We start from the raw sequence: 24469 nt of genomic DNA, 5'->3' as shown, positions 1-24469 counted from the left end.
GAAATATGTGCAATATATTTTACATTCTAATAATCACCTCAGATGTTGGATGCGTAAAGTGAGTTATGAAAAAGCTTGATGGACATTTGTTGGACAGGATGAAATACATTATATTAAAAAAAACAACATGATCGAGGAGGCAAAAATGATTGATATTCAGTACTTATTGTGGTTACAAGAGATCAGAAACGCGACCGGGGGACTTTTTGATGAGTTCTTTAATAGTATTTCAAAGGTTGCAGTAGATGTTATGCCGTTCTTACCATTTATCATTTTTTGGTGTGTGGATAAGAAATGGGGGTACCGTTTCCTTATGACTTTAGGAGTCGGAGAAGTAGTAAACGGAATAATCAAATTGACGGTTTGTGCTTATAGACCTTGGATAAGGTCAGATCTGATCGAGCCGGCAGGGGATTCTAAGTCGGCAGCGACAGGCTATTCTTTCCCCAGCGGACATACTATGAGTGGGACGTGTACCTATGGTACAACATTTGCCTGGCAGAGAAAAAAGAGGTCATGGGTGGCAGTAATCTGCGGTGTTTTGATAGCTTTGACCGGTTTTTCAAGGAATTTTCTGGGAGTACATACTCCACAGGATGTGATCGTAGGTTTTACAGAAGCTGTGATAGTAATCTGTATAGTTGGAGTTGTTCAGAAGAAAATAAATGGTGATGATAAAATACTCGATATTCTGTCAGTAATTGGAGTTATTGCTATTATAGGAGCCCTGATATATATCACTCAAAAGCCTTATCCTATGGATTATGTGGACGGTGTGCTCCTTGTAGATCCCGGAAAGATGATGAATGATAGCTTTAAGGCATGTGGTGCATTTATAGGACTTTTGGTGGGAAGCTATATTGAGCGCCACTATATCAGGTTTGAGATTCCGGTTGGGGCCAAAAACCTTCCTATTCTTGCATTTGTAGGATTCATTATAGCTTTTTCCTGGAAGGAGTATTTTGCACCGGCGACAATTGTTGCAGCACTTGGCGGACATTGGGGCAATTTCGTAGCCAGATGTATTTTATGGTTCTTTGTTGTAGCTGTTTGGCCGGTGGTTATACAAAAAGAATGCGATTGAAAAGGGTTGATTTTTTGTAAATAAGGGTTAAAATTACAACAAATGCAGAGAACAGAAATAGTAGATATCTTGAGACCTTCAGAGAGGAGCCGGCCGGTGAGAGGCTTCGGTTTTCGGATATTGAACCCGTCTGGGAGCAGCAGAAGGGAAAACTGATTATTTCAGAAACTTCTGACGGAGGTCACCGTGATCATAGACATGTGAGTATCAGCTCACAATGAGGTGCAGGTTTAGAGTGTAGTGTATTAGCCTGAATTTAGGTGGTAACGCGGATATTATTATTCGTCCTAAGTGTACAAGTAAGGTATACTTAGGACGTTTTTTTTGAAAGGAGCTTAGTATTTATGAAACTTAGTAAATTAGTAGGAGTACGATTCAAGGAAAAGCCGGCATATTGTGTAATCGACAGCCACACTTTCAGTCTTCGCGGAGGATATGTTAAGCGTGTGTCTAACGGTATTTTTTCACTCTATAATCCAATGAAGAGAGTTACCCAGAATATTGAGAGGATTTTAAGAGAGGAGATGGATGCTGTAGACTGTCAGGAAGTTATGTTTCCTGTTGTTCTTCCCGGTTCACTCTGGGAGGAGTCAGGACGTTATACAAGTGTCGGTGAAGAGCTCCTTAGATTTAAGGATCGTAACGACACACCTATGGTGCTTGGTATGACACATGAAGAGGCAGCCGTTCACCTGGTGAGAGAGTATGGCAGTACTTATGCAAACTATCCTTTCTCGATTTTTCAGATTCAGACAAAGTATCGTGATGAAGCCCGTCCAAGAGCAGGTCTTATAAGAGTTCGTGAGTTCACAATGAAGGATGCTTATTCTTTTCATACATCGCAGGAAGACCTTGAGCAGTACTATGAAAAAATGGCAAGAGCCTATGACAGGATTTTCGAGCGCGCAGGTGTTCCCGATGTTATATCTGTTAAATCTGATTCAGGTATGATCGGTGGCAGCGTATCTCACGAATACATGCTTCTTACGGATGCGGGTGAGGATTCAATTGTTCTTTGTGATAACTGCGGTTACAGCGCAAATATGGAGGCAGCTGATACAACTGTTGATAATTCGGGATGTACGCCTGCTGCTGAGCTTAAGAAGGTTCACACTCCGGGTTGCAAGACAATCGAGGATGTTTGTGCATTTTTAAACAGCAAGGTAGAAGAATCCTGCAAGGCAGTTGTTTATCAGTTAAATGCTACAGATGAGTATGTTGTTGTATTCATTCGTGGTGACTACGAGGTCAATGAGACAAAGCTTACTAACTATCTCCATGAGGATGTTCATCCTGCAGAGATTACAGAGGATTCAGGACTTGTTGCAGGCTACTGCGGACCTTATCAGCAGAATGCAAAGTGCAGGATTATTTATGATAAGTCTTTGGAAGGAATCGAGAATCTTTGCTGCGGTGGTAACGAAACTGACTATCATTACACAGGACTTAATATCAAGAGAGATATCGGAGATGTTGAGTATGTTGATGTCAGCAAAATCCGTGATGGTGATATTTGTCCCTGCTGTGGCAAGAAGACGATCAGAATCAGCCGTGGTATTGAGGTTGGTAATATCTTCCAGCTTGGCACAAAGTACTCAAAGAGCATGGAAATGTCATATACAGATGAGGATGGTACATCAAAAACACCTATTATGGGATGCTATGGTATAGGTGTAGGACGTCTTGCTGCAAGTATCATGGAAGCCTGCCACGACGAAAAAGGACCTATCTGGCCCATCACTGTTGCGCCATGGAAGGTGCATGTTTGCTGCATGAGAAGAGATGATGATGCATGCAGAGAAGCAGCAGACAAGATTTACGAAGAGCTTACAAACATGGGTATAGATGTTCTTTATGATGACAGAGATGTCCGTGCCGGTGTTATGTTTGCTGACGCAGATCTCCTTGGTGTTCCCGTACGTGTTATCGTTGGACCCAAGGCTTTGGCAAACGGTGAGATTGAGCTTTCTACCAGGGATAAGAGTGTACAGCTCTCCGTTAAGAAGGAAGACATTATCATTGAAACAAAGAAACTCATGGATTCATTGTATGAAAAAATAAATTCAAAAGTTAAGAGTAAAATATAAGGGGCTACGTGTAATTGAGAATTGATTTTAGATTATGTCAGTGATTGTAAGCATGATACAGAACCCGGATGCGCTGTTAAAGCTGCATTAGAAAGTGGCGAACTGTCACTTGAGCGATATAATCTGTATAAATCGTTAAGTAATGAAAATACAAAGAACTATGCCAGAAAGAAATATCAAAATGGGCAAAGGCTGCAAAGAAGATGAAAAATTCAAATCTTTATACAATCTTAATACGAGAGAGCAATGTTTAATATAGTCTTATTTGATTAGGAGTTAATATCTAGATAAGCGATAAGACCTCATAGCTGTTTTTATGTAATGTAAGAGGTCAACAGGAGTTTATATATGATATTAATAAAAAGTGTAAAGGAGAGGCTTACTTCCTTTCAGATTATTATTTTAGGGTTTGCCGGTGTCATTTTGCTGGGGGCATTTTTTCTTATGCTGCCGGTATCATCAGGTATGGGAGTTGTTACATCTTTTGATAAGGCTCTTTTTACATCTGTATCAGCAGTTTGTGTAACTGGACTTGTTGTAGTTGATACAGCTACATATTGGTCGTTTTTTGGGCAACTTGTGATTTTGATTTTGATTCAGATCGGAGGGATGGGGGTTATTACAGTCGCATCTCTGATGGTGATGCTCGCGGGAAGAAAAATCAGTCTTATGCAGAGACAGACTATGCAGAATGCAATTTCTGCTCCACAGGTAGGTGGAATTGTAAAGCTTACAAGATTTATTTTAAAAATATCTTTTCTGGTTGAAGTGGCAGGGACCGTGCTGCTCCTTCCGGTTTTTGTGCCCTCGTATGGCATACAAGGAATATGGATGTCACTATTTCATGCAGTTTCAGCCTTTTGTAATGCCGGTTTCGATCTGATGGGAAATAAAACAGGCAAGTTCAGTTCACTGTCAGCTTTTTCCGGTAACGGATATCTTAGTTTAGTCATTTCAATGCTGATAGTAATAGGTGGTATCGGCTTTGTCACTTGGAAGGATGTTATATCCAAAAAAACTGCTTTTAATGAATACAGAATGCAGACCAAGGTGGTTATAGTGACTACCATGATTCTTATAATCATTCCATCAATTATTTTCTTTTTTGCGGAATTTTCAAGTGCTCCTTTGGATAAACGCATTTATATGTCGATTTTTCAGGCAATTACGCCCAGAACGGCTGGATTTAACACAGCTGATTATACGAAAATGACGGACGTGGGACAGGGTATAACTATGATTCTCATGCTGATCGGAGGGGCTCCGGGATCAACTGCCGGAGGTATGAAAATAACTACAGTGGCTATTCTTTATGCCAATGCCATTGCAGTATTTGGAAGTAAACCAAATGCTAATATTTTTGGCAGAAGAATTGAGGACTGCATAGTAAAAAGTGCATCTACAATTTTTTTTATGTATGTGACCTTTTCCATAGGTGCAGCAACAATTATTAGCATGATAGAAAAGCTTCCTATGGAGACCTGTATGTTTGAAGCTTTTTCAGCTATCGGAACAGTAGGCCTTACGCTTGGGGTTACACCGTCACTTTCGTCTTTTTCGCACATTTTGTTGATGTCGCTTATGTTTTTTGGCAGAGTCGGGGGATTGACCATTATATTTGCCGCCTTTTCACACAAGGATAAGAGTATTCTCAGATATCCTACTGAGAACATTATGGCGGGATAAGGAGTAAAAAATGAAATCTATACTAATAATCGGAGTAGGTAATTTTGGAATGCTTATTGCCAAACAGGTTCATGAGCTTGGACATCAGGTTATGGCAGTTGATAAGGATGAAGAGCGAATTAACGAGGTTCTTCCTTACGTTACAAATGCTCTTATAGGAGATAGCACAAATGAGAGCTTTCTACGGTCTATAGGAATAAATAATTTCGATGTGTGCATTGAAACTATAGGAAATGACTTTCAGAGTTCACTTGAGACAACTTCACTTTTAAAGGAGCTTGGCGGGAAAAAGGTGGTTTCAAGAGCAAACAGGGAGGTACAGGCAAAGTTTCTGTTAAGGAATGGAGCAGACGAAGTGGTTAATCCGGAAAAAGAGATGGCTAAGTGGACTGCTATAAGGTACACATCAAAGCATATTCTGGATTATGTCAAACTGGATGATAATCACGCTATATTTGAAGTAAAACTTCCAAGGGACTGGATAGGAAAAAGCATAAAAGAAATAAATATCAGACAAAAATTTGGAATAAATATTATGGCAATCAAAGAGAATGGTGATATGAAACTGACAATTTCGCCGGATGATGTATTTGAGGAGGGACAGACTTTACTGGTATTGGGAGAACATAAAGCGATACAAAGATGTTTCCATATATGAGTGGAGGTTTATAATTATGTTAGAGGGTATAGTCTTTATTGCAACGATTCCATTTTTTCTTGGGGCTTTTTATATTACAAATAGAGTGTTTTCCTTTATTTGGGGTATTGAAGGACCTAAGGGTGAACGAAAAAAGAAAGGGATAGTTCATGACCTACGAAACACGAGCAGAAAGCACAATCCCGGCTGAGCATGTACTTGTCTGCCTGTCGCCTTCACCAACGAACAGAAAGATCATTGATGAGGCATCAAAGCTGGCAAAAGCTTTTCATGCAAATTTCACTGCACTTTATGTGTCCAAAACGCAGGAGGATAATCTGCCTGCGGAGGATTCTGCCAGACTTCAAAATAATATAAGACATGCAGAGGATATAGGTGCGACGATAACAACAGTAATTGCAGAGAGTATACCCTTTGCAATTGCAGAGTTTGCCAGAGTTTCGGGAGTTACGAAAATTGTTATAGGACGCAGCAATACAAAAAGATATCATTTTTGGGAGAGACAAACTGTCACGGAACAGCTTATTTCAATTGCCCCCGGTATCGACATATATATTATTCCCGATTCAAAAACTAATAGCAAAATAGAGCAAAGCAGCAGATTTGCAGAACATATTGCTCCTACAGGAAAAGATATTCTGATTACTGCAGCTCTTTTGGTAGGGATGACTCTGGTTGGAATATGCTTTCGCAGGCTTGGTTTTACCGAATCCAATATTATAACGGTATACATCTTTGGTGCTTTACTCAGCGCCATTCTTACGAGGAGTCATTTTTGCAGCCTTATAAGTTCATTTTGCAGTGTTCTTCTGTTTAATTTCTTTTTCACTGAACCAAGGCTCACTTTTCATGTATTTGAACCCGGATATTTTGTCACTTTCATAATAATGCTGGTAGCTGCCCTGCTGACAGGTTCTTTGGCTTACAGATTAAAGGATGTGGCCAGAGAATCTGCTCAGTCCGCTTTTCATACAAAGGTATTATTTGATACCAATCAGCTTCTCCAAAAAAGAAGAACTGCTGATGATATTTTAAAGGTTATGGCCAATCAGGTGATTTTGTTGCTTGATAAGGATGTAATAATATATCCTGTGGAAAATGGCGAACTTGGCGAGGGATATATTTATCTTAGCGATGGTGACGGTAATGGGACACCTTTTCGGGATCATAATGAAGACGAGGTTGTAAAATGGGTTCTTGAAAATAAGAAAAGAGCCGGAGCTACGACCAAGGTTTTTAATAATGCAAAATGTCTGTATCTGGCTATCAGAATAAACGGAACTGTTTATGGAATAATGGGAATAAACGTTGGGAAAAAGGTTCTGAGTTCGTTTGAATACAGTATCCTTCTGTCTATACTTGGTGAATGTGCACTTGCTTTGGAAAATCTCAACAATGAGAAAGCCAAAGAAGAAGCGGCACTAATGGCCCAGAATGAAAAGCTGCGGGCAAATATTCTAAGGACTATATCACATGATCTAAGGACTCCACTGACATCAATATCGGGAAATGCAAGTAATCTCTGCAGCCATTACAAGTATCTTGATGATGAGACCAGAGAACAGATTTTTTCTGACATCTATGATGATTCCGAATGGCTTATACAGCTGGTTGAGAACCTTTTATCCGTAACAAGAATAGAAAATGGGGAGATGCAGCTGAATAAATCATTGGAAGTTCTTGATGATATTGTAGATGAGGCAATTAAACACATTGACAGAAATAAGGCGGACCATGAGATAAATATCAATTGCGCAGATGATCTTGTCGTTGCGGAAATGGATGCAAAACTAATTACGCAGGTTATAATTAATCTTGTTAATAATGCAATAAAGTATACCCAGAAAGGTTCCAAGATCGATATTTCATATGGGGTAAAGGATGATCTGGTTTATGTGAATGTTATAGATAATGGCCCCGGAATGGATGACAATATGAAAGAGCATGCCTATGATATGTTTTACACCGGACATAACACTGTTGCGGATGGAAAAAGAAGTATGGGACTTGGACTTGCCTTGTGCAGATCAATAGTGGAGGCTCATGGAGGAACTATTGAAATAAGGGACAATTATCCTTCGGGGTGTATAATAACTTTTTATCTGAAAAAGAAAGATGTGTGTATAGATGAATAAATTTCAGATTTTGGTAGTGGAGGATGATCCTCCGATCAGAAACCTAATAGCTACAACTTTAAAAACTCATGACTATAAATATCTGTTGGCGAAGGATGGAGAGGAAGCAATTTTACAAGGCTCAACGCACAATCCGGACGTTGTTTTTCTTGATTTGGGACTTCCGGATATTGATGGAGTTGAGGTGATAAAACGAATTCGTGAATGGTCAAATATGCCAATTATTGTGATAAGTGCCAGGAGCGAGGACGAAGATAAAATAGAAGCGCTTGATGCAGGTGCAGATGATTATCTCACAAAGCCTTTTTCTGTGGAGGAACTTCTGGCAAGACTTCGTGTAATGCAAAGAAGAATAGCCATGCTACAGCCGGACAATGATGTTGCAGAGAGTTCTGTTTATGAAAACGGAAAACTGAAAATTGATTTGGCGGCAGGCTGCGCTTATAAGAACGGAGAAGAATTGAAGCTTACTCCTATTGAGTATAAGCTTCTCTGCCTTCTTGCAAGGAACACCGGAAAAGTACTTACGCACAAATATATAACACAAAAAATCTGGGGTAGTGCCTGGGATAGCAATGTTGCGTCACTTCGAGTGTTCATGGCCACTCTCCGGAAAAAACTTGAGGACAAAAACGATAATGCTGTTTATATTCAGACACATGTCGGAATAGGCTATCGGATGCTTAAGGTGGATGCAGGATAAAACCGCAAAGCAGCTCATATCTGAGCTGGGAATAGGGAATGCAGTACTAAAGCATATAGTCTGTTGAGGTGAGTAAATAAATGATATTTATGGAATATGGTCCGGATCAAAGTGATACGATTATTTTACTGCATGGTGGAGGATTATCATGGTGGAATTATCGGGAAATTGCTGAGTTATTACAGGGAGAGTATCATATTATTCTTCCGATTTTGGACGGACATGCAGGAAGTGACAGACCATTTACGACAATCGAAGAGAATGCAGAAGAGATTATCCGGTTCATTGATGAAAAATTATCCGGTTCTGTCCTGCTGATTGGAGGGCTATCGCTGGGAGGACAGATCCTGTTGGAAATGTTATCGAAGCGCAAAAATCTCTGCTCTTATGCACTTGCAGAGAGCGCAGCAGTTATTCCTTCAAAGCTGACGAATATGTTGATCGCACCGACCTTTGGGTGTAGCTATGGACTCATTAAAAACAGATCTTTTTCCAAATTACAGTTTCAGTCTCTGCACATAAAACCGGATTTGTTTGAAAACTATTACCGGGATACCTGTCAAATTAAAAAACAGGATATGATCGCATTTATGAAAGAAAGTACAGCTTATGTATTGAAGGATTCTATAAAAGAGTCATCTGCTATAATCCATGTGTATGTCGGTGAAAAGGAAAAACGTGAGATTCTTCTATCTGCCAAGGCCATTTGCCGGATAATCCCTTCATGCAAGCTGCATCAGATGGACGGTCTTAGGCATGGAGAGTTTTCAATTAACCATGCGGACAGGTATGCGAATGCGATACGGCAAATAGTTAAAGGCGAATAATACCATACATGATAAATGAAGTTGACACATGCCCATAGCGGAATTATGAGGTTGTTTTATGCTACGTGATGCTGATATCAGGGATGGCCTTTGTGACTATCTTGAAACAAAATATGGTAAGATACGCTTCTTTGAAGAGCTTACTATGGGAAAATCCAGAGCGGATATTGTCATGGTTACAGAACAAGGGCTATACGGCATAGAGATTAAAAGTGATGCCGATACCTATGAACGGCTTTCAAGACAGGTAAGGGACTATGACAGATTTTTTGACTACAATTATGTTGTAGTGGGGAGTACTCATGCAGGCCATATAAAAGAGCATGTGCCGGACCATTGGGGAATCATTTCTGTCGAAGATGTTGGCGGCGAACTTGATTGCTATGAGATGCGTTCGCCCCAGCCTAGCCCAAAGGTAAAGCTGACGAATCAGATGGGGCTTTTATGGAAGCGAGAGCTTGCAGTGCTTCAGGAGAAGAACACACTGTACAAATATTCGGATAAGAGCAAGATGTACCGTAAAAAGTACCTTATGGAGAGTGTGGATAAAGAATTGCTAAAAAAACAGATGCTGGAAGTGCTGTTTGAAAGGGATTATTCGATATTTGAGGATTGATAAAAGGGATGCTCATTGTACATTGTACTGATGAGAATCCCTCTTTAATTATTTATTATTTAATAACAGCGCTCTTGGAAAGACCTTTCTTTGCAAAAAGTTTGCCGTAAGCAGCTTTCTTCTTGGCGGGAACCTTAATTGCTACATTCTTTCCGATGGATGAGAATGCTTTGTTGGAAACAGTTTTCTTAGTGAGCTTAGTGGACTTAATTGTAATTTTTGTTAGTCCCGGAGCTCCTTTGAATGCGGTAGCATCAATGGTTTCTACGTTGGCTCCTACAGTAATCGTCTTAAGTTTTTTGCATCCACTAAAGGCCTTAGAACGTATTCCTGTTACTTTATAGGTTACACCCTCGTAGGCGATAGTATTTGGAATAGTTACCTTTTTCCCTTTCTTGTTAGTGAATTTATCAAAACTGACTGTAGGATTGCTCTCGTCTGTAGAGGTAACAACATACTTGTTCCATTTACCTATTAAGATATTGGAATCTATCTCCTGAATTTTTTTATAAAACTCAGTGGATTCAACGCGGGATTTTGTTTGTTCTTCCTGCTTTTTTACCGGCTCTTCTTGCTTTTCCGGAAGGTCGGGCTTTTTGTTATTTGAAGTCTCAACCCACTTTGCATAAAGTGTAAAGCTTGATTTTACAGGAGTATTAAAATCGTATTTGTTATTACCTGCAGCGTCAGTAGTCCAGCAATCAATAGTAAATCCTTCTACGGATGTAACGTTCAGGGGCCTTGATGCCTTCTGCCCTTCTGAAATTAGCTGATCTGCGGGAATTGTTCCCTGCTTGCCGTTAAGGTCAAATTTAACGGTATATTTTGGAATTGAAAAATCGGTGATAACAGTCTTAGCAGGTTTGTTAGTGCTCTTATCTGTAATTGTGTAATAACCCGGGAGACCATCACCAAAATATTGTCCTTTTGAATATTTTTCCGGTTTTTTAACAGTTATGTTATCTCTGATTGCTATATCGTGGGAAATACCACCATATAAAGCGCATCTATCACCGGTTATATTGCTTTTTCCTCCGGCTATGTCTATTGTACCGGTATTGGTATGAAGGCCGTAATAGGAGCAATTATTCACAGTAAGCGATCCGTCAAGCAGTGTGATTGACTTTTCTGAATTAATACCAACGCCTGTTTTATTTATTGTGATTCTTGTATCCTTTCCACTTATTTCAACACCTTTATAAGCCCAGATTCCCTGTTCACCTCCGGACAATGAGAAAATACCGTCTATGCATAAGGAGGACTGATCACAATAGATAGGAGTAACGTAATCCTTTGATACTGTTAGAGTGGCATTTCCGGTAATTGAAAGATCTTTCTTTGAGTACACAATAGTATTGTAATTGCCAACTGTTCCGTAAACATCATTCATTGTGACATTGCTGAAATATAGAGTGCTTGTAGCCGGATTATATGTTATCTTCCCGTCCAGCTTGGGTAATATATTATTTTTGTTGAATTCATTTACTCTTATTCCGGCAACCCAAACGTCGTATTCAGTCAGTTTTTTCCACTTCGCATAAAGCATTATGGATTTATTTACGGGCTGCGGAAAATCGAATTTTTCATCATCTTTGCACTGGTTTGATGTGTACCATCCCTCTATATAATAGCCATTAGCTATAGAAGTTGCAGGGGAGTTTACGACAGCACCCTTGCTAAGCGATAATATAGATGGATTTGTTGCATTATCCGGAGTACGTCCGTTGAAATTAAAATAGACACTTACGCTATTTGAATTTTCAATAGGCTTTACTTCGATATTACGAGCACCGAATTTTTTAGTCGAACCCACGTCGCTTATGCTTGCTAGAGTAGTATACATGGCAGGTACGTTATCAACCTTACTGCCTGATGGATTTGTAATCTTAAATTGCTTTTCAGGAATGTATAAACAATTTACTTGTGCTAAAATTGCTTCACTATTTGCTGTAATTTTTACATGTCCATTAACAAATAAAATTTTGCCTAAGTATGATAGAATTCCATGCCTTGTGCATTGTATGTCAATATAGCTGCAGTTAATTGTAGTACCGCCAACGGCACTTATTCCATCGTGGCTTATGTTTTCCATTTTTACTGATGTTTTATCACCCGAAATGGTAAGAGTCGGACATTCTATGCCGTTGTAAAAACCTTTTATATCATATTTTCCTATAATAGTAAGATCCTCTGTGCACTTGATTGCAGTAAAACCGGCGTCTGAACCATAATTTTGAAAATTAAGGCTGCCGACTTTAATTGTAAGCGGAACTTTAGAATAGATATAACAGGATTCGTATGTGCCTGTAACATTGGCAAGATTACTAATATGAAGTGTATTGGTCTTCGGATCAAAATGATCTTTCGAATCTCCTTTACCATTGTTAATTATTGTTCCGATCTTATCTTTGTTTTCACTTGTAATTTGCGTATCGCCTAGCCAAACATTATATTTTGTTTCTGCATAAGCCTTGTTTTTTATCCCCAACAGCATGAATAGCGCCATGCCAAACATGAGGACATATTGTGTCAGTTTCTTCATTCTTTGCACTTTTTTCATACAACCCCCTTTTTTCGCTGTAAAATTTTGAAATATTGTCCGAATGTTCATTAAACAATGCACCGGAATAGATTCACCCCCTGCGTTTTAGTATATATCATATTTGCGACAAAAAGAATACGGAATATAAATTAAGCGCAGTTGTATGAGACGAAATGCGATACCATTAAAAGTTTATCGTCTTTTAATAATTTAAATGTGCTGAATATCGTATCATTATTAAGAGAAGAACTTTGGGACAAGCCCGCAAAAGGAGGTTAGAATGAAGAGAAAAGTATTATCTTTTTTAATGGCAATGGTTGTTTCAACATTGCTGGTTGCACCTACTAAAATGATCGCGAGTGCAGAAACTGACAGTTCAGGATCTACCTATGTTGTTCAAAAGGGTGATTTTTTGGAGAAAATTGCTCAGGAACAGCTTGGTGACAGCAAAAGATGGAAAGAAATTTACGAGCTGAATAAGGATAAGATAAAAAATCCCAGTATAATCAGGGCGGGAATGGAGCTGCGGCTTACAGCAGAAGAGGAAACCGCTGATACAGAAGAAAAATCAGAAGAAGTCAGTGCCCAGGAAGACAATACGAAGGAAGAGAAAGTAGAAGAAAAGCAAGACGATAAAGAAGAAGCCAAGGAAGAGAAAGTAGAAGAAAAGCAAGACGATAAAGAAGAAGCCAAGGAAGAGAAAGTAGAAGAAAAGCAAGACGATAAAGAAGAAGCCAAGGAAGAGAAGGTAGAAGAGAAGAAAGACGATAAGGAAGAGGCTAAGGACGAGAAGGTAGAAGAGAAGAAAGACGATAAGGAAGAGGCCAAGGACGAGAAGGTAGAAGAAAAGAAAGACGATAAGGAAGAGGCTAAGGACGAGAAGGTAGAAGAGAAGAAAGACGATAAGGAAGAGGCCAAGGACGAGAAGGTAGAAGAGAAGAAAGACGATAAGGAAGAGGCCAAGGACGAGAAGGTAGAAGAGAAGAAAGACGATAAAGAAGCCAAGGATGAAAAAGTAGAAGAGGAAGAATCTGAAGAAGATGCTGAGGCAGAAGAAACAGACGAGGCAGAAGAAAAGGAAGAACCTGAACTGGAATACTGGGCAGCGGATTCACCCGTGGCAGCTGCAATCGTTGAGTATGTTGAGGATGTTACCGACGAGAATTCTGAACACTTCATTCCTGTTGAGGATAGAATAGCTGTTTCTGATATGGATGGAACTCTTATCGGAGAATTATATCCGTCATATTTTGAGTATATGATGTTCATTAACAGAGCACTTTACGATGACACTTATGAAGCTCCGGAGGACATGAAAGAGTTTGCTAAGGCCCTTGAGAAGGGTATTTACACCGGTGATATGCCTGAGGAATTTGAAACCAAGCATGCAAAATACGCAGGTCAGTCCTATGCCGGAATGACACCGGATGAGCTTAAAGAATATACTAAAAAGTTCATGGATACAGAGGCTGACGGATTTAAAAACCTTAAAAAAGGAGAAGCTATTTATAAGCCAATGGTATCAATGATTGAATACCTGGTTGAAAATGATTTCCAAGTCTATATAGTCAGCGGTTCCGACAGAACAGTTTGCAGAGCTATTATAAAGGATAACCTTCCGATTCCTGAAAACAGAATAATCGGTATGAGCTACACCATGGTAGCAAAAGGTCAGGGAGATACTGATGGTCTTGAATATGTTTACTCTAAGGATGATGAAGTGATTCTTGGCGGAGACCTTATCATCAAGACTATTAAGATGAACAAGGTTAGTGAAATTGCACAGGAGATAGGAAAAGTGCCTGTGCTTTCATTCGGAAACAGCTCCGGTGATATTTCCATGGCTCAGTATGTAACCGACAATGATAAGTATGAGTCAAGAGCATTCATGGTTTTGTGTGATGACCTTGAGCGTGAGCATGGAAACATGGAAACAGCAGACAAAATGAGGAAGACATGTCTTGAGCGTGGATTTATGCCTATTTCCATGAGAGATGATTTTGGAACAATTTATGGCGATGACGTTGAGGTGGAGCCTTATGATGATTATGAGGAGCTAGAGAACGCCGGCTGATAATAACGAAAAGGCTTTGATAATAGCAAAAATATCGTAGAATACAGTGCCCTACTCTGTTTTGCATTGTTTGTGCTCGCAATAATCGGACCGGTTGTTTATATCATTATTGCATTTTTTATGGATCCCATTACCTTGCAGAACAAAGGAATAGTCTTTGATATCAGCAAATGGACGCTGACAGCTTATGAGAGAGTAATGACAAATCCGCAGATATGGACAGGATTTGGTAATGCAGTTCTTTATTCAGTGTTATTTAGTGTGATATCGGTATTTATCACTTTGCTTGACAGATACAGCATGGAGCTTTTTATAAATGACGGAGAGCAGGTCATGTCCATGGGTGTTTTCACTGATATAAAGGCTGATGGAATAAGCTTTAAGACAAATGGAGAGCTTGCTATGGATGTTATCATGCATGAGTTGAGGAAAAATGATGCAAAGATATGATGTTGTCGCACTTGGAGAACTTCTGATAGATTTTACGGATAATGGAATAAGTGACCGGCGAAATCCGACATTTGAAGCAAATCCCGGCGGTGCACCGTGTAACGTCCTTTCAATGCTTAAAAATCTGGGAAATAAAACTGCATTCATCGGTAAAGTGGGAGATGAGCCTTTGTTAACAAGCTTCCAAACGGTGACAGAGATTTCGCTTTTTATAGAAATCCCGGTGCGGATATGATAATGACATTGATACGCGGGCGGTATAAATAGTGCTACCGATCAGGAAATAAAAGGCAGGAAATCTCTGACAAGTTCACTTGTTTTACCATTTTCTGATGGGTAAACAAACAGTATAGAAGTTTCTAATGATTTGCATTTTATTGGAAGAATTATGAAATCTTCTCCGGAATCGTCCTTTAACGAAAGGGGATACACTGCTACTGCCTTTTTATTTCTGACCCAAAGAAGAGAGGTACGAGTGTCATCGCATAGACTGAAAATATTTAAAGTAAATCCCTCTGCACTCATGGTATCTTCCAAAAGCTGCTGGTAGCGGCGGTAAATGGAAATTGGGAAGGTGGACAATTCCTCTAAAGTAATGTAGTCTCTGCTTTTTAATTTAATAGAGCTTGTTAACAGAGCCTTTGGTATTGCAGCTACCATGGGCTCTTTTCTTATGGGGATGGATTTTAGGGCACCGGTGGCAAAAGGTGTACGAAGAAATGCAGCATCTAAAGCATCCGTATCAAGCAGATGGGATAGCTCCAAAGTAGAACCATCGTATATGCGATATTTTACTTCGGGAAATGTATTGGAAAACCGGGCCAACATATCAGACACTACAGGGATGGTGGATGGAGTCAGCCCTAAGGCAAAGGTTCTTTGTGAACCGGCCTTTGAAACCTCGGATGCAGTGGAATCTGCAAGTTCAAGGATGCTGCAGCTGCGCTGATAAAAAATCTTTCCTGCTTCAGTCAGGGAAATGTGCTTGTTACCACGAATCAGTAGCAACGCACCAAGTTCATCTTCCAGTTTTTTTATAGACATAGAAAGGGGTGGCTGGCTCATGTGTAAAATCTTTGCAGCCTGATTAATACTTCCCTGATCTACAATTGTCTTAAAGTATTCCATCTGCTTTAAATCCATAGTGCCTCCAAATACTGATATATATTTTGCATATAGCTACATGATATTATTGATATTATGCATATAGCTGCTAACAGTATAAACTAGTCATAGTCATTTTTTCAAATACGAGGAGTAACAGAAAGCAGTAAAAATAATGAAACAGATAGATTTTGAGAATGGAAGAACATTAACAAATATTTTTAGGACAGCACTTCCGATGTTGGTGGCGCAGATATTGAATCTGCTTTACAACATTGTGGATAGAATTTATATAGCACGAATCCCCAAAGTGGGTACGGCTGCCTTGGGAGCCGTAGGTCTTTGTTTCCCAATCGTGATTTTGATCACAGCATTTACGAATATGTATGGAAGTGGCGGGGCACCTCTTTTTTCCATAGCAAGAGGGCGTGGTGATAAGGAAGAGGCTAAAGGAATTCAGAATACGTCCTTCTTTTTAATCCTTGTAACTGCAGTGGCTCTTACATTATTCGGAGAGCTTTTTGGCAGACCGGTACTTTCCGTATTTGGCACATCAGTCGATGCCATGGTTTATGCTCTGCCTTATTTGCGAATATATCTGCTTGGTACTGTTTTTTCCATGGTGGCCACGGGAATGAATCCATTTATCACCGCGCAGGGGTTTTCCACTATCGGAATGACCACAGTAATTGTGGGAGCAGCAGCTAATATTATTTTAGACCCGATTTTCATTTTCTTTCTTCATATGGGAGTGGAAGGTGCTGCAGCAGCCACTATTATTTCTCAGGCCTTGTCTGCAGCATATGTTGTGAAATTCCTATTTGGTAACAGATGTGAGTTCAGACTTAAAATCATGAGATTAAAGGAAATGAAGAAGTCTAAAAACAGGGCAATCAAAATCATTACCCTGGGTACCGCAGGCTTCATGACCTATTTTACTAATGCGGTGGTTCAGATTTCCTGTAATAGCGTGCTATCTCATGTAGGTGGAGATGTCTATGTGGCAGTCATGACCATAGTGAATTCCGCACGTCAGATGATGGAGACCCCAATTATTGCTATTTCCGAAGGAACTTCGCCAATCATCAGCTATAACTACGGAGCCCGAAAATTCGACAAGATAAAGAAGTCAATCATAATAATGTTTACATTGGAAATGGCCTATACAATTTGTGTTTGGCTGGTTATAAGATTTGCACCGGAGACGATCATTGGAATTTTTACAGATGACAAAACAATTCTTAAGGACGCGGTGCCGGCCTTTAACCTGTATTTCTCAACCTTTGTTTTCATGGTGTTTCAGTATACAGGACAGATTGTTTTTAAATCTTTGGGAAAGAAATGGCATGCAATTTTCTTCTCACTGTTTAGAAAAGTTGTGATTGTGGTACCGCTTACCTATATGCTTCCATATCTGTTTAATATGGGTACAAATGGTGTGTTTGCCGCCGAACCTATCAGTAATGTGGTAGGTGGTCTGGCTTGCTTCCTGACTATGCTTGTTGTTGTGAAAAAGATTATAGCGTGCTCTTAGTCTTTTATAATAAATGTATTTCTGTCATAGTCTATTAATCCATCGGCTTTCATATTTGACAGCTCCCTTGCCATGGCGCTACGGTTTATCGAAAGATAATCCGCAAGTTCCGTCCGTGACAGGGGTGTTTCTACATAGCGGCTTTCTTGCTGCTGTGAGAGCATGGACAGATATGCAAGAATCTTTTCTCTTATGGTAGTTTTTCCCATTATTTCAAGTTTGTTCATAAAAGAAATGCTTTTAAGGCCAAGTAAATGGAACATGTTCTCTGATATTTGTGCATGGAAGTGGCATGAGTTGGGACATGTGTGGATTATGCTTTTGGCTGCAAGGAAAAGAACCTTGGTATCGGTAGCAGCAGTGAACGAAACAGATGATTCCTGCACCTTGGTCACAGCAAAGTTCTCTCCAAATAATTCGCCTTCTTTTATGTACGCAAGAAGAGTTCTGTTTCCCCAGATGTCCTCTTTTATGATATGGACATTGCCATATAATACGATTCCTATATAAGGAACAGTATCCTTTTCTAAAATGATATTTTCACCTTTCTGATAATCCTTTTTGAATGAGCCTATACACATCAATAGTTTTTGCAAATCTTCGGGTGAAATATTTTCAAATAACGGTATACACTGATAATCTATCTCTTTATTCATAATAATTTATACTCTTGGTTAAATATTCCAAGAAATAGCCCCTTTCTAAAGACAGAATAAATGAGTTTTGTTGCAATTGCAACAGAATAAGAGCATTGTTTGAATTATTCTGATTGATGAAAATGTTGTAATTCAAAACAAGGAGGTTATTTACCATGGAAAATATAAAGGTAACAAAAGATATGCTGATTGGAAATGTGATTAGTGAGTACCCTGCTGCTTATGATGCTCTTATGGAAGCAGGGATGCACTGTCTTGGATGCCCGTCTGCACAGATGGAATCACTGAAAGATGCATGTCTTGTGCATGAGCTTGATCCGGACGAAGTAGTAGAGAAGGTCAATGCCAGAATTCAGATGGTATCGGTTAAAGCTTAAGGGAGGGCAGCATGAGTGCATTTTTGGGACCAATACATTTTTGGTTGTATGACAAGATTTTATTTCAGGAAAAAATTACAGCAAAGATAGCAGACAAAGCAATAGCTAATGGCTGGATATCTGATGCCTGTGACTTTGAAAATAAATATGTGCAAAAGGAGCTTCCTGCACTGGAAAGTGTTATTGATGAATCTAATATCCATGGCTGGCTCCAGGGAAGGATAAATGATGCAGAAAAAAGATATGCACAGATGATAGATATTCTTCTTTCCGAAAAAGAAGACCACAGGGATGATATACTTAAAGAAGCATACATTGCCGGTAATCAGAAAGCTGTCAGCGGCGGATTATCACCTGACCGGGTTTATAAGCTTTTTGAGGATACTTTTGTAAATGGGATGCCTTGCGACAGGGTAAATTCTGTTATTGGACAGGGAGATGATTTTATCATATGGTCACAGTCCCGGGATATTCATGGTCAGTACTGGGAAGATACTGAATGCGGAGTAGGAATGTACTATTTGCTTCGTGAACAAATCATGAGAGGAATGCTGGAAAATAGCGGATATATATTGCAGACCATCTCAGATGACACATGGAAGATTGTTAGAAGAGGTTAATGATTATGAGTATGGATCAGGAAAAGAAAATATTTGTTCCAACGATGACGCCTGAGCAGATGAAAGAGATGCATGAAAAGAAGGGTGAGATAGCGGCTTCTCTTATTGCTATAAAAGGGCATCCTTTAGAGACGCTTACAAGGGAGAACGAGGTTCTTTCCCGGCTTTTGGAGAATGCTAAAAATGGCAATACAGATCTGGAGAAGATAAGAGAAATCGTAATTCATTATGCAAAAAAGGGAGATCTTATCTATCCACTGTTAAAGGAAAAATATGAAATCGCCGGACCATCAGATCTCATGTGGACTACAGATGATGAAATAAGAGATGAGATATCTTCACTTCTTAAATCCGATTCTTCTGAAAATGATTTTGACGAAAGACTTTCAGTTGTTCTTAAGCGTGCCGGTGAAATGATTTATAAAGAAAACAAGATTCTTTTTCCTATGTGCGCAGTTCAGTTCTCTGAGGATGACTGGAAAGGGATTTATCAGGATTCCAAGGACTATGATATATGTCTGGATATAGAGCCGGGCATATGGGAAGATGGAGAGAAGTACAGAAATGACAGCAGCGAGGGAGTTGATGGAGCCAGGGATGAGATTGTCATGGCAGGCGGTCATATGACAGTAGAACAGCTGACAGCCATGCTCAATACTATCCCTATGGAGATCAGCTTTGTTGATGCTGATAACATAAACAGATATTTTAACGAGGGACACAAAGTATTCAAGCGCCCATCAATGGCAATTGACAGAGAAGTCTTTTCCTGCCATCCACCTAAGATTGAGATTATGGTCAGGTCAATAATTGATGATTTCAGAAATGGCACCCGTGATAAAGTTCCTGTATGGATGAATAAGGGCGGAAGAACAATGCTCGTAACATATATGGCAGTAAGAGACAAAGGCGGCAAATATCTGGGAACCCTTGAACTTGTCCAGGATATGGAATTTGTGAAAGAACATTTTGGTTTAGAGTGACCTGTTTATCCATATTTTTGTATATAATGATTATGCTTTAGGTAGCGTACATATTATGCCCTTTAGATTTCTTTTCATTAACAGAAAACAACAATCGAATATCAGATTACAGACATTTAAGTGTTGAGGAAGCTAACAAAGATATTTTCTTTGCAATTGCTTCCTCGTTTTCTTTGTAACCGCTTTTGATCCAATAATCTATTACGCCTGCGCTTCCTGCAGCGATGTATGAAAAGATTACTTCTTTTTCAATGTTTGATTTTGCCGGTATCATAGGATTGATAAAATTTGAAAACTTGCAATATACCAGCCTTGAAATCTTGTCTGTAAAAGAGGAAGCACCTGATGGGGTAACTGAGATAAGATTGTCATGTCCATCGCTGTTATTTCTTAAAAAGACCAGGGTCTCAACAAGAAATTGTTCAGTTGTGTTGTTTTTAGTTGTAAATTCCAGTTTTTCTGCCAGCTCATTTATTGTTTCGTCCTGGAGTTTATCTATGAGATCCGGAACATCCAGGTAGTATTTATAAAAGGTTGCCCTGTTGATTTCAGCGCGATTGCAAATAGCAGTAACAGTTATCTTTTCATAATCCATTTCACGGATAAGCTCATGAAATGCAGTTCTGATTCTCATTTTTGTATATCGTATTCTTCCGTCTTCTTTTTTATTAATTTTCTGTGACATAATCAACACTTCTCCCTAATGTGTTTACTAACTAACATTTGAACATATATTGATGATTGAAATAAGGTTTTACTCTTTCTATAATCAATCACACAACAAAATAATAAACAAATGTATATTAAATATCAATAGTATATTATTGGGAAAGAGGGAGAAATGAAAGATAAACAGATGAAGGTTTATGAGAGTGATAATCTGTGGGCTTCAGTATTGAAGATGGTTATTCCGGCTCTTATCGCCATAATGGTCATGCTGATCTATAACATGGCTGATATGATATTTGTCGGTCAGACAGGAGACACAGCGCAGGTTGCTGCGGTGTCGGTGGTAAGTCCAATATTCAATATCATTATGGCTGTTGCCATGCTTATTTCAGGTGGCGGTACGGTAATTATTTCAAGGGATCTGGGAGCAAAGGATGTTGAACATGCAAAAATGGTTTCATCACTATGTATGTGGACTGCGGTTATTCTTGGATTTATTTCAGGAGCACTGATAATAACCTTTAGCAAACCGCTTCTCATTTTCCTGGGAGCTACTACAGATATTGAAGGATATGCAAGAAATTACATGATCATTCTTGCCATGGGAGCACCTTTCCTTCTTCTTACCAATATGCTTGGGCAGGTAATGAGAGCCGAAGGTGCAATGAAAGAAGGATTGCTGGGTAACCTAATGGGAACGATCATTAACATAATTCTTGACCCCATCTTCATACTTGTTTTGGGAATGGGAGTTACAGGTGCAGCTATAGCAACAGTAATCGGCAATGTGGCAGCAACAGTTTATTACGGATTGTACATGAAAAAGAAGGCAGTAGTTCTCAACATGAAGCCACATTACGCATTTATAAAACCGATATACATTCTTTCAGTTATGGCACTTGGACTTCCAAATGCAGTCAGCACACTGCTCTCCGGATTATCAAATTCTTTTGCCAATCAGCTTTTGGCAAAATATGGTTCGGACTCTATAGCAGCGAATGCCGCAGCCGGGAGAGTGAATATGATCATAGTAATGATACTCATGGGGATCTGCATGGGAGCGCAGCCGTTGCTTTCCTATAATTATGGTGCAGGTAACAGGAAAAAGCTTGCAGGAGTGATGAAAATACTATTGATCCTTACTTCATCAGTTGGCATCATTACCACGGTTTTAGTCGTAGTACTTAGAAACAGCATAATCGCACTGTTTTTGAAGGACCCGGCAGTTGCAGCAATTTCAGAGAGTATCCTGACAGTACTAATGATAAGTTCCCCATTTCTTGGTTTCTTTTTCCTCGGAACAAATTTCCTGCAGGCTACCGGTTCAGCCATGAAAGCTACGTTTATTTCAGCTTTACAAAAAGGATTGCTGCTTACACCGTTGCTTTTCCTTTTTGAGTGTATTTTTGGCTTCTTCGGAATAAGATTGGCTTATGTGATTGCAGATTTTGGAGCAGTAATCATCTCTTGCATTTTCATGATCTGCGAGTGGAAAAGAATACCGGGAAAGAACCATAATTCAAGTGAAACGGATAGAAGAAAAACTGATGATTTAAGAAAGACAATTGCAAGTTTATCATAATATTGAGAGAGGTATCGACAAATGGTGATATTATTTGATGTTTTAAACGGACTAAAGTACTTTCTGATTTATATGTTTTCTGTTGCTGCATTGCTTTTTGGGGTCAATCGAATTGTAAAATTACCCAAAGAACTGTTTAGGAAGCTTTTTCATTTCGTGGCATTCTCATCAGTTATAGTGATGATCTATGCAGCACAGGAATGGACTGCGGCTGCTATCATTCCAATCGTAGTGATACTGATGATGTATCCGGGGATGCTTATATCAAGTAAGAATGAAAAATTCACAGCGTTGATGTCTGAGAGACGGCCCGGGGAGCTTAAATCAAGTCTTCTTCAGCTATTTGGAACTATGTCACTGATCATTATTCTCAGTTGGGGAATTATTGGAAGAAAAGAGCTTGCAGTAGCAGCAATTCTCATGTGGGGATTCGGTGATGCAGCGGCAGCTCTTATTGGAAAAAGATTTGGAAAGCATAAGGTGCTGCGTTTTAAGCGCGTTGATCATAAAAAGAGCTGGGAGGGTACAGCAGCCATGTCTTTTATTGCCTTCATTTTTGGAATAGCAAGTCTTTTGATAGTTGGCAATGTTCCTCTTGAAATATGCATTCCTGCCGTTATGGTGGCAGCACCACTCGCGGCTATAACTGAGCTTGTAACGAAAAATGGTTATGATACTGTGACTGTTCCGGTGGTAAGCACTCTTTCAATATATGTAATGTATATTGTCATGGGAGTTGCTTAGTCCTTCCTGCTTCTGTATACAGAAGGGGAAACAGAATAGATTCTTTTAAAAACTTTGACAAAATAGTTGTTGTCTGGGTAGCCTACAAAGCTGCTGATTTCCTGAATTGGGAGTGATGACTCTCTAAGGAGCTCAGCGGCTTTTTGACATCTTTTTTTGGCAATGTATCCTGTAACAGTATCTCCGATTTCTTCTTTAAAGATTTTAAGAAGATATGAAACAGAGATGTTTGCTTCTCTTGCAATATCTTCCGATGATATCTTTTCGCTGAGATTAAGACTGATGTATTCAAGGGCTTTTTGTATCGCCGGAGAGTGTCCTCCTGTAGATAAACGATAGTCATGAACGGCTTCAGTTAGCTCTTTTATCATATCCGTAAGATATTTTGTCTGAAGGTCGCGGTTTGCTGCTTTTGTGCTGAGCTGAATATATTTTTGTGTTATGGTATCGATCGTGATAACAGAAAGCCCGGATTCTTCAGCGGCTTTTCTGGAAAGTGCGCGAAGAATGGCAATTCCGGATCCGGAAGCATAGTAAGACATAGTCTCTTTTGGAAACGCAGTCAGTGGATTACCTGATTTCATGGCACTAAAAGCAGATAGCAGATTTTCCGTATCGCCATTTTTTATCATTGAAAGAAATCTTTTTTCAGAATCGTATCTTTTATAAATCTCACTATAGTTCTTTTCTTTGTATTCCTGAGCGTCAAAAGTTTCAGTTTCGTCCTGAATAAAACCCGATAAACGTCTGTATGAGTATTCTGTTATTTCCGGAGCAAAAGAGACAATACAGTTATTTATGATTTTTGTGAGCTGATCGGTATAACAGATCGGAAATCCTGTATAGTACAGTTTTAATGGTATTGATTTGGAGGAAGGTTCATTATACTGAGCCAAAATAGTTTCTGTTTTAATATCAGAATACTCATCTTTCACGTAGGGACCGAGAATGAATCTATGATTTGTGAATTCAAAAAAGCAAGCGCAGACACCGATGGAATCAATGATCTCGTATATGGTATCCGGATTTGATGCGTTTAAGAGGTAATGAAGGGCATCTTTTGTAAACATGGGTTGAAGATGGCTGCTAAAGCAATTTTTTTTCTCGAAAATTTCAAGTGAAGAGGACATGTCTGTAACATCTTCACAGGCGATGCCCAATATATTTTCAAGAATTGTTTGAAACAAAGCGTAATCCATAGCGGCTCCTTCCACTATTCATAAAAAGAATAAAATAATACTACTAATAATAAAATAATACTAACTACAATCGTCGTCAAATGATAGTATTGCCTAAGAAGGAAAGCTTTCGTCAATAAAAGACCAGTAATTGAAAGGG

22 protein-coding genes, 1 pseudogene and 1 other annotated feature are annotated in these 24469 nt (G+C 39.3%); of the genes and pseudogenes, 18 read left to right on the top strand and 5 right to left on the bottom strand.

The features are described 5' to 3' along the window. Positions 1–145 precede the first annotated feature (145 nt). The 9 genes from BV60_RS0101785 (at position 146) to BV60_RS0101750 (ending at position 9796) form a co-directional block, all read left to right on the top strand. Positions 146–1084 (top strand): phosphatase PAP2 family protein, encoded by a 939-nt coding sequence (locus BV60_RS0101785; protein ID WP_242840923.1) that lies wholly within the window; start codon positions 146–148, stop codon positions 1082–1084. Between the two features lie 38 nt (positions 1085–1122). After that, positions 1123–1377: a binding site (T-box leader), on the top strand. Positions 1378–1428: 51 nt separating this feature from the next. Beyond that, positions 1429–3171: a proline--tRNA ligase gene (locus BV60_RS0101780; RefSeq protein WP_029319101.1), complete on the top strand. Its 1743-nt coding sequence runs from the start codon at positions 1429–1431 to the stop codon at positions 3169–3171. A gap of 21 nt (positions 3172–3192) precedes the next feature. Beyond that, complete coding sequence (locus tag BV60_RS23635; RefSeq protein WP_081846538.1) at positions 3193–3378, top strand: hypothetical protein; 186 nt, start codon at positions 3193–3195, stop codon at positions 3376–3378. Between the two features lie 141 nt (positions 3379–3519). After that, positions 3520–4857 (top strand): TrkH family potassium uptake protein, encoded by a 1338-nt coding sequence (locus BV60_RS0101775; RefSeq protein WP_029319100.1) that lies wholly within the window; start codon positions 3520–3522, stop codon positions 4855–4857. Positions 4858–4867: 10 nt separating this feature from the next. Next, the gene (locus tag BV60_RS0101770; RefSeq protein WP_029319099.1) at positions 4868–5515 is read left to right on the top strand and encodes a potassium channel family protein; all 648 of its coding nucleotides are present in this window, start codon (positions 4868–4870) and stop codon (positions 5513–5515) included. A 149-nt stretch (positions 5516–5664) separates the two neighbouring features. Further along, a complete protein-coding gene (locus BV60_RS0101765) occupies positions 5665–7650 on the top strand; it encodes a DUF4118 domain-containing protein (RefSeq protein WP_051656435.1) in 1986 nt (661 codons plus the stop codon). Next, positions 7643–8353 (top strand): response regulator transcription factor, encoded by a 711-nt coding sequence (locus tag BV60_RS0101760; RefSeq protein WP_029319097.1) that lies wholly within the window; start codon positions 7643–7645, stop codon positions 8351–8353. Before BV60_RS0101765 ends, BV60_RS0101760 begins: the two co-directional genes overlap by 8 nt. Positions 8354–8433: 80 nt before the next feature. Beyond that, positions 8434–9180 carry an alpha/beta fold hydrolase gene (locus tag BV60_RS0101755; protein WP_029319096.1) on the top strand — a complete coding sequence of 249 codons (747 nt, stop codon included), beginning with the start codon at positions 8434–8436 and terminating at the stop codon, positions 9178–9180. A gap of 58 nt (positions 9181–9238) precedes the next feature. Continuing rightward, positions 9239–9796 (top strand): sce7726 family protein, encoded by a 558-nt coding sequence (locus tag BV60_RS0101750; protein ID WP_029319095.1) that lies wholly within the window; start codon positions 9239–9241, stop codon positions 9794–9796. 55 nt (positions 9797–9851) lie between these two features. Here the strand turns inward: BV60_RS0101750 and BV60_RS0101745 are convergent, their stop codons facing one another. Continuing rightward, positions 9852–12356 carry an InlB B-repeat-containing protein gene (locus tag BV60_RS0101745; RefSeq protein WP_029319094.1) on the bottom strand — a complete coding sequence of 835 codons (2505 nt, stop codon included), beginning with the start codon at positions 12354–12356 and terminating at the stop codon, positions 9852–9854. Positions 12357–12618: 262 nt separating this feature from the next. On the opposite strand from BV60_RS0101745, the gene BV60_RS21515 reads away from it, so the two are divergent. From BV60_RS21515 to BV60_RS0101715, 3 genes and pseudogenes are all read left to right on the top strand, one after another. Further along, on the top strand, positions 12619–14412 hold the full coding sequence (locus BV60_RS21515) for a LysM peptidoglycan-binding domain-containing protein (protein WP_051656434.1): 1794 nt from the start codon (positions 12619–12621) through the stop codon (positions 14410–14412). Between the two features lie 72 nt (positions 14413–14484). Beyond that, positions 14485–14862, top strand: coding sequence for a GH32 C-terminal domain-containing protein (locus BV60_RS24450; protein ID WP_330376166.1), 378 nt, complete (start codon positions 14485–14487; stop codon positions 14860–14862). Then, positions 14849–15105, top strand: a pseudogene (locus tag BV60_RS0101715) (PfkB family carbohydrate kinase); the annotation flags it as partial. The gene BV60_RS24450 and the pseudogene BV60_RS0101715, both read left to right, overlap by 14 nt. Positions 15106–15138: 33 nt before the next feature. Here the strand turns inward: BV60_RS0101715 and BV60_RS0101710 are convergent. After that, positions 15139–16005: a LysR family transcriptional regulator gene (locus BV60_RS0101710; protein WP_029319091.1), complete on the bottom strand. Its 867-nt coding sequence runs from the start codon at positions 16003–16005 to the stop codon at positions 15139–15141. A 136-nt stretch (positions 16006–16141) separates the two neighbouring features. Between BV60_RS0101710 and BV60_RS0101705 the strand changes: the two genes are divergently transcribed. Beyond that, positions 16142–17500 carry an MATE family efflux transporter gene (locus tag BV60_RS0101705; RefSeq protein ID WP_029319090.1) on the top strand — a complete coding sequence of 453 codons (1359 nt, stop codon included), beginning with the start codon at positions 16142–16144 and terminating at the stop codon, positions 17498–17500. Here the strand turns inward: BV60_RS0101705 and BV60_RS0101700 are convergent. Then, positions 17497–18156, bottom strand: coding sequence for a Crp/Fnr family transcriptional regulator (locus tag BV60_RS0101700; RefSeq protein ID WP_029319089.1), 660 nt, complete (start codon positions 18154–18156; stop codon positions 17497–17499). The two genes, BV60_RS0101705 and BV60_RS0101700, sit on opposite strands and share 4 nt — an antisense overlap. 155 nt (positions 18157–18311) lie before the next feature. On the opposite strand from BV60_RS0101700, the gene BV60_RS0101695 reads away from it, so the two are divergent. The 3 genes from BV60_RS0101695 to BV60_RS0101685 are packed head-to-tail and all read left to right on the top strand — an operon-like array spanning position 18312 to position 20136. Continuing rightward, positions 18312–18533 carry a DUF1858 domain-containing protein gene (locus BV60_RS0101695; protein WP_029319088.1) on the top strand — a complete coding sequence of 74 codons (222 nt, stop codon included), beginning with the start codon at positions 18312–18314 and terminating at the stop codon, positions 18531–18533. Positions 18534–18544: 11 nt separating this feature from the next. Next, positions 18545–19153 carry a hypothetical protein gene (locus tag BV60_RS0101690; protein ID WP_029319087.1) on the top strand — a complete coding sequence of 203 codons (609 nt, stop codon included), beginning with the start codon at positions 18545–18547 and terminating at the stop codon, positions 19151–19153. 5 nt (positions 19154–19158) lie between these two features. After that, positions 19159–20136 (top strand): PAS domain-containing protein, encoded by a 978-nt coding sequence (locus BV60_RS0101685; protein WP_242840922.1) that lies wholly within the window; start codon positions 19159–19161, stop codon positions 20134–20136. A 106-nt stretch (positions 20137–20242) separates the two neighbouring features. Here BV60_RS0101685 and BV60_RS0101680 read toward each other — a convergent pair whose 3' ends face one another. Further along, positions 20243–20821: a TetR/AcrR family transcriptional regulator gene (locus tag BV60_RS0101680; protein ID WP_029319085.1), complete on the bottom strand. Its 579-nt coding sequence runs from the start codon at positions 20819–20821 to the stop codon at positions 20243–20245. A 156-nt stretch (positions 20822–20977) separates the two neighbouring features. Here BV60_RS0101680 and BV60_RS0101675 point away from each other — a divergent pair, with 156 nt between their 5' ends. After that, positions 20978–22387, top strand: a complete 1410-nt coding sequence (locus BV60_RS0101675) for an MATE family efflux transporter (RefSeq protein WP_029319084.1) — start codon at positions 20978–20980, stop codon at positions 22385–22387. Between the two features lie 21 nt (positions 22388–22408). Then, positions 22409–23131: a diacylglycerol/polyprenol kinase family protein gene (locus BV60_RS0101670; RefSeq protein ID WP_051656432.1), complete on the top strand. Its 723-nt coding sequence runs from the start codon at positions 22409–22411 to the stop codon at positions 23129–23131. On the opposite strand, the gene BV60_RS0101665 is transcribed toward BV60_RS0101670, so the two are convergent. Continuing rightward, positions 23128–24330 carry a helix-turn-helix domain-containing protein gene (locus BV60_RS0101665; protein WP_029319082.1) on the bottom strand — a complete coding sequence of 401 codons (1203 nt, stop codon included), beginning with the start codon at positions 24328–24330 and terminating at the stop codon, positions 23128–23130. The two genes, BV60_RS0101670 and BV60_RS0101665, sit on opposite strands and share 4 nt — an antisense overlap. Between the last annotated feature and the right edge of the window lie 139 nt (positions 24331–24469).

Origin of the sequence: Butyrivibrio sp. AE3004 (assembly GCF_000703165.1) — a bacterium.
GTDB lineage: Bacteria > Bacillota > Clostridia > Lachnospirales > Lachnospiraceae > Butyrivibrio.
The sequence above is the reverse complement of the archived record's forward strand: the minus strand, read 5'-3'. Positions and strand labels throughout refer to the sequence as shown.

Bases quoted from the DNA above. Each gene is read 5' to 3' on its own strand.
- BV60_RS0101785 (WP_242840923.1), top strand. From the start codon at position 146: ATGATTGATATTCAGTACTTATTGTGGTTACAAGAGATCAGAAACGCG.
- BV60_RS0101780 (WP_029319101.1), top strand. From the start codon at position 1,429: ATGAAACTTAGTAAATTAGTAGGAGTACGATTCAAGGAAAAGCCGGCA.
- BV60_RS0101775 (WP_029319100.1), top strand. From the start codon at position 3,520: ATGATATTAATAAAAAGTGTAAAGGAGAGGCTTACTTCCTTTCAGATT.
- BV60_RS0101770 (WP_029319099.1), top strand. From the start codon at position 4,868: ATGAAATCTATACTAATAATCGGAGTAGGTAATTTTGGAATGCTTATT.
- BV60_RS0101765 (WP_051656435.1), top strand. From the start codon at position 5,665: ATGACCTACGAAACACGAGCAGAAAGCACAATCCCGGCTGAGCATGTA.
- BV60_RS0101760 (WP_029319097.1), top strand. From the start codon at position 7,643: ATGAATAAATTTCAGATTTTGGTAGTGGAGGATGATCCTCCGATCAGA.
- BV60_RS0101755 (WP_029319096.1), top strand. From the start codon at position 8,434: ATGATATTTATGGAATATGGTCCGGATCAAAGTGATACGATTATTTTA.
- BV60_RS0101750 (WP_029319095.1), top strand. From the start codon at position 9,239: ATGCTACGTGATGCTGATATCAGGGATGGCCTTTGTGACTATCTTGAA.
- BV60_RS0101745 (WP_029319094.1), bottom strand. From the start codon at position 12,356: ATGAAAAAAGTGCAAAGAATGAAGAAACTGACACAATATGTCCTCATG.
- BV60_RS21515 (WP_051656434.1), top strand. From the start codon at position 12,619: ATGAAGAGAAAAGTATTATCTTTTTTAATGGCAATGGTTGTTTCAACA.
- BV60_RS0101710 (WP_029319091.1), bottom strand. From the start codon at position 16,005: ATGGATTTAAAGCAGATGGAATACTTTAAGACAATTGTAGATCAGGGA.
- BV60_RS0101705 (WP_029319090.1), top strand. From the start codon at position 16,142: ATGAAACAGATAGATTTTGAGAATGGAAGAACATTAACAAATATTTTT.
- BV60_RS0101700 (WP_029319089.1), bottom strand. From the start codon at position 18,156: ATGAATAAAGAGATAGATTATCAGTGTATACCGTTATTTGAAAATATT.
- BV60_RS0101695 (WP_029319088.1), top strand. From the start codon at position 18,312: ATGGAAAATATAAAGGTAACAAAAGATATGCTGATTGGAAATGTGATT.
- BV60_RS0101690 (WP_029319087.1), top strand. From the start codon at position 18,545: ATGAGTGCATTTTTGGGACCAATACATTTTTGGTTGTATGACAAGATT.
- BV60_RS0101685 (WP_242840922.1), top strand. From the start codon at position 19,159: ATGAGTATGGATCAGGAAAAGAAAATATTTGTTCCAACGATGACGCCT.
- BV60_RS0101680 (WP_029319085.1), bottom strand. From the start codon at position 20,821: ATGTCACAGAAAATTAATAAAAAAGAAGACGGAAGAATACGATATACA.
- BV60_RS0101675 (WP_029319084.1), top strand. From the start codon at position 20,978: ATGAAAGATAAACAGATGAAGGTTTATGAGAGTGATAATCTGTGGGCT.
- BV60_RS0101670 (WP_051656432.1), top strand. From the start codon at position 22,409: ATGGTGATATTATTTGATGTTTTAAACGGACTAAAGTACTTTCTGATT.
- BV60_RS0101665 (WP_029319082.1), bottom strand. From the start codon at position 24,330: ATGGATTACGCTTTGTTTCAAACAATTCTTGAAAATATATTGGGCATC.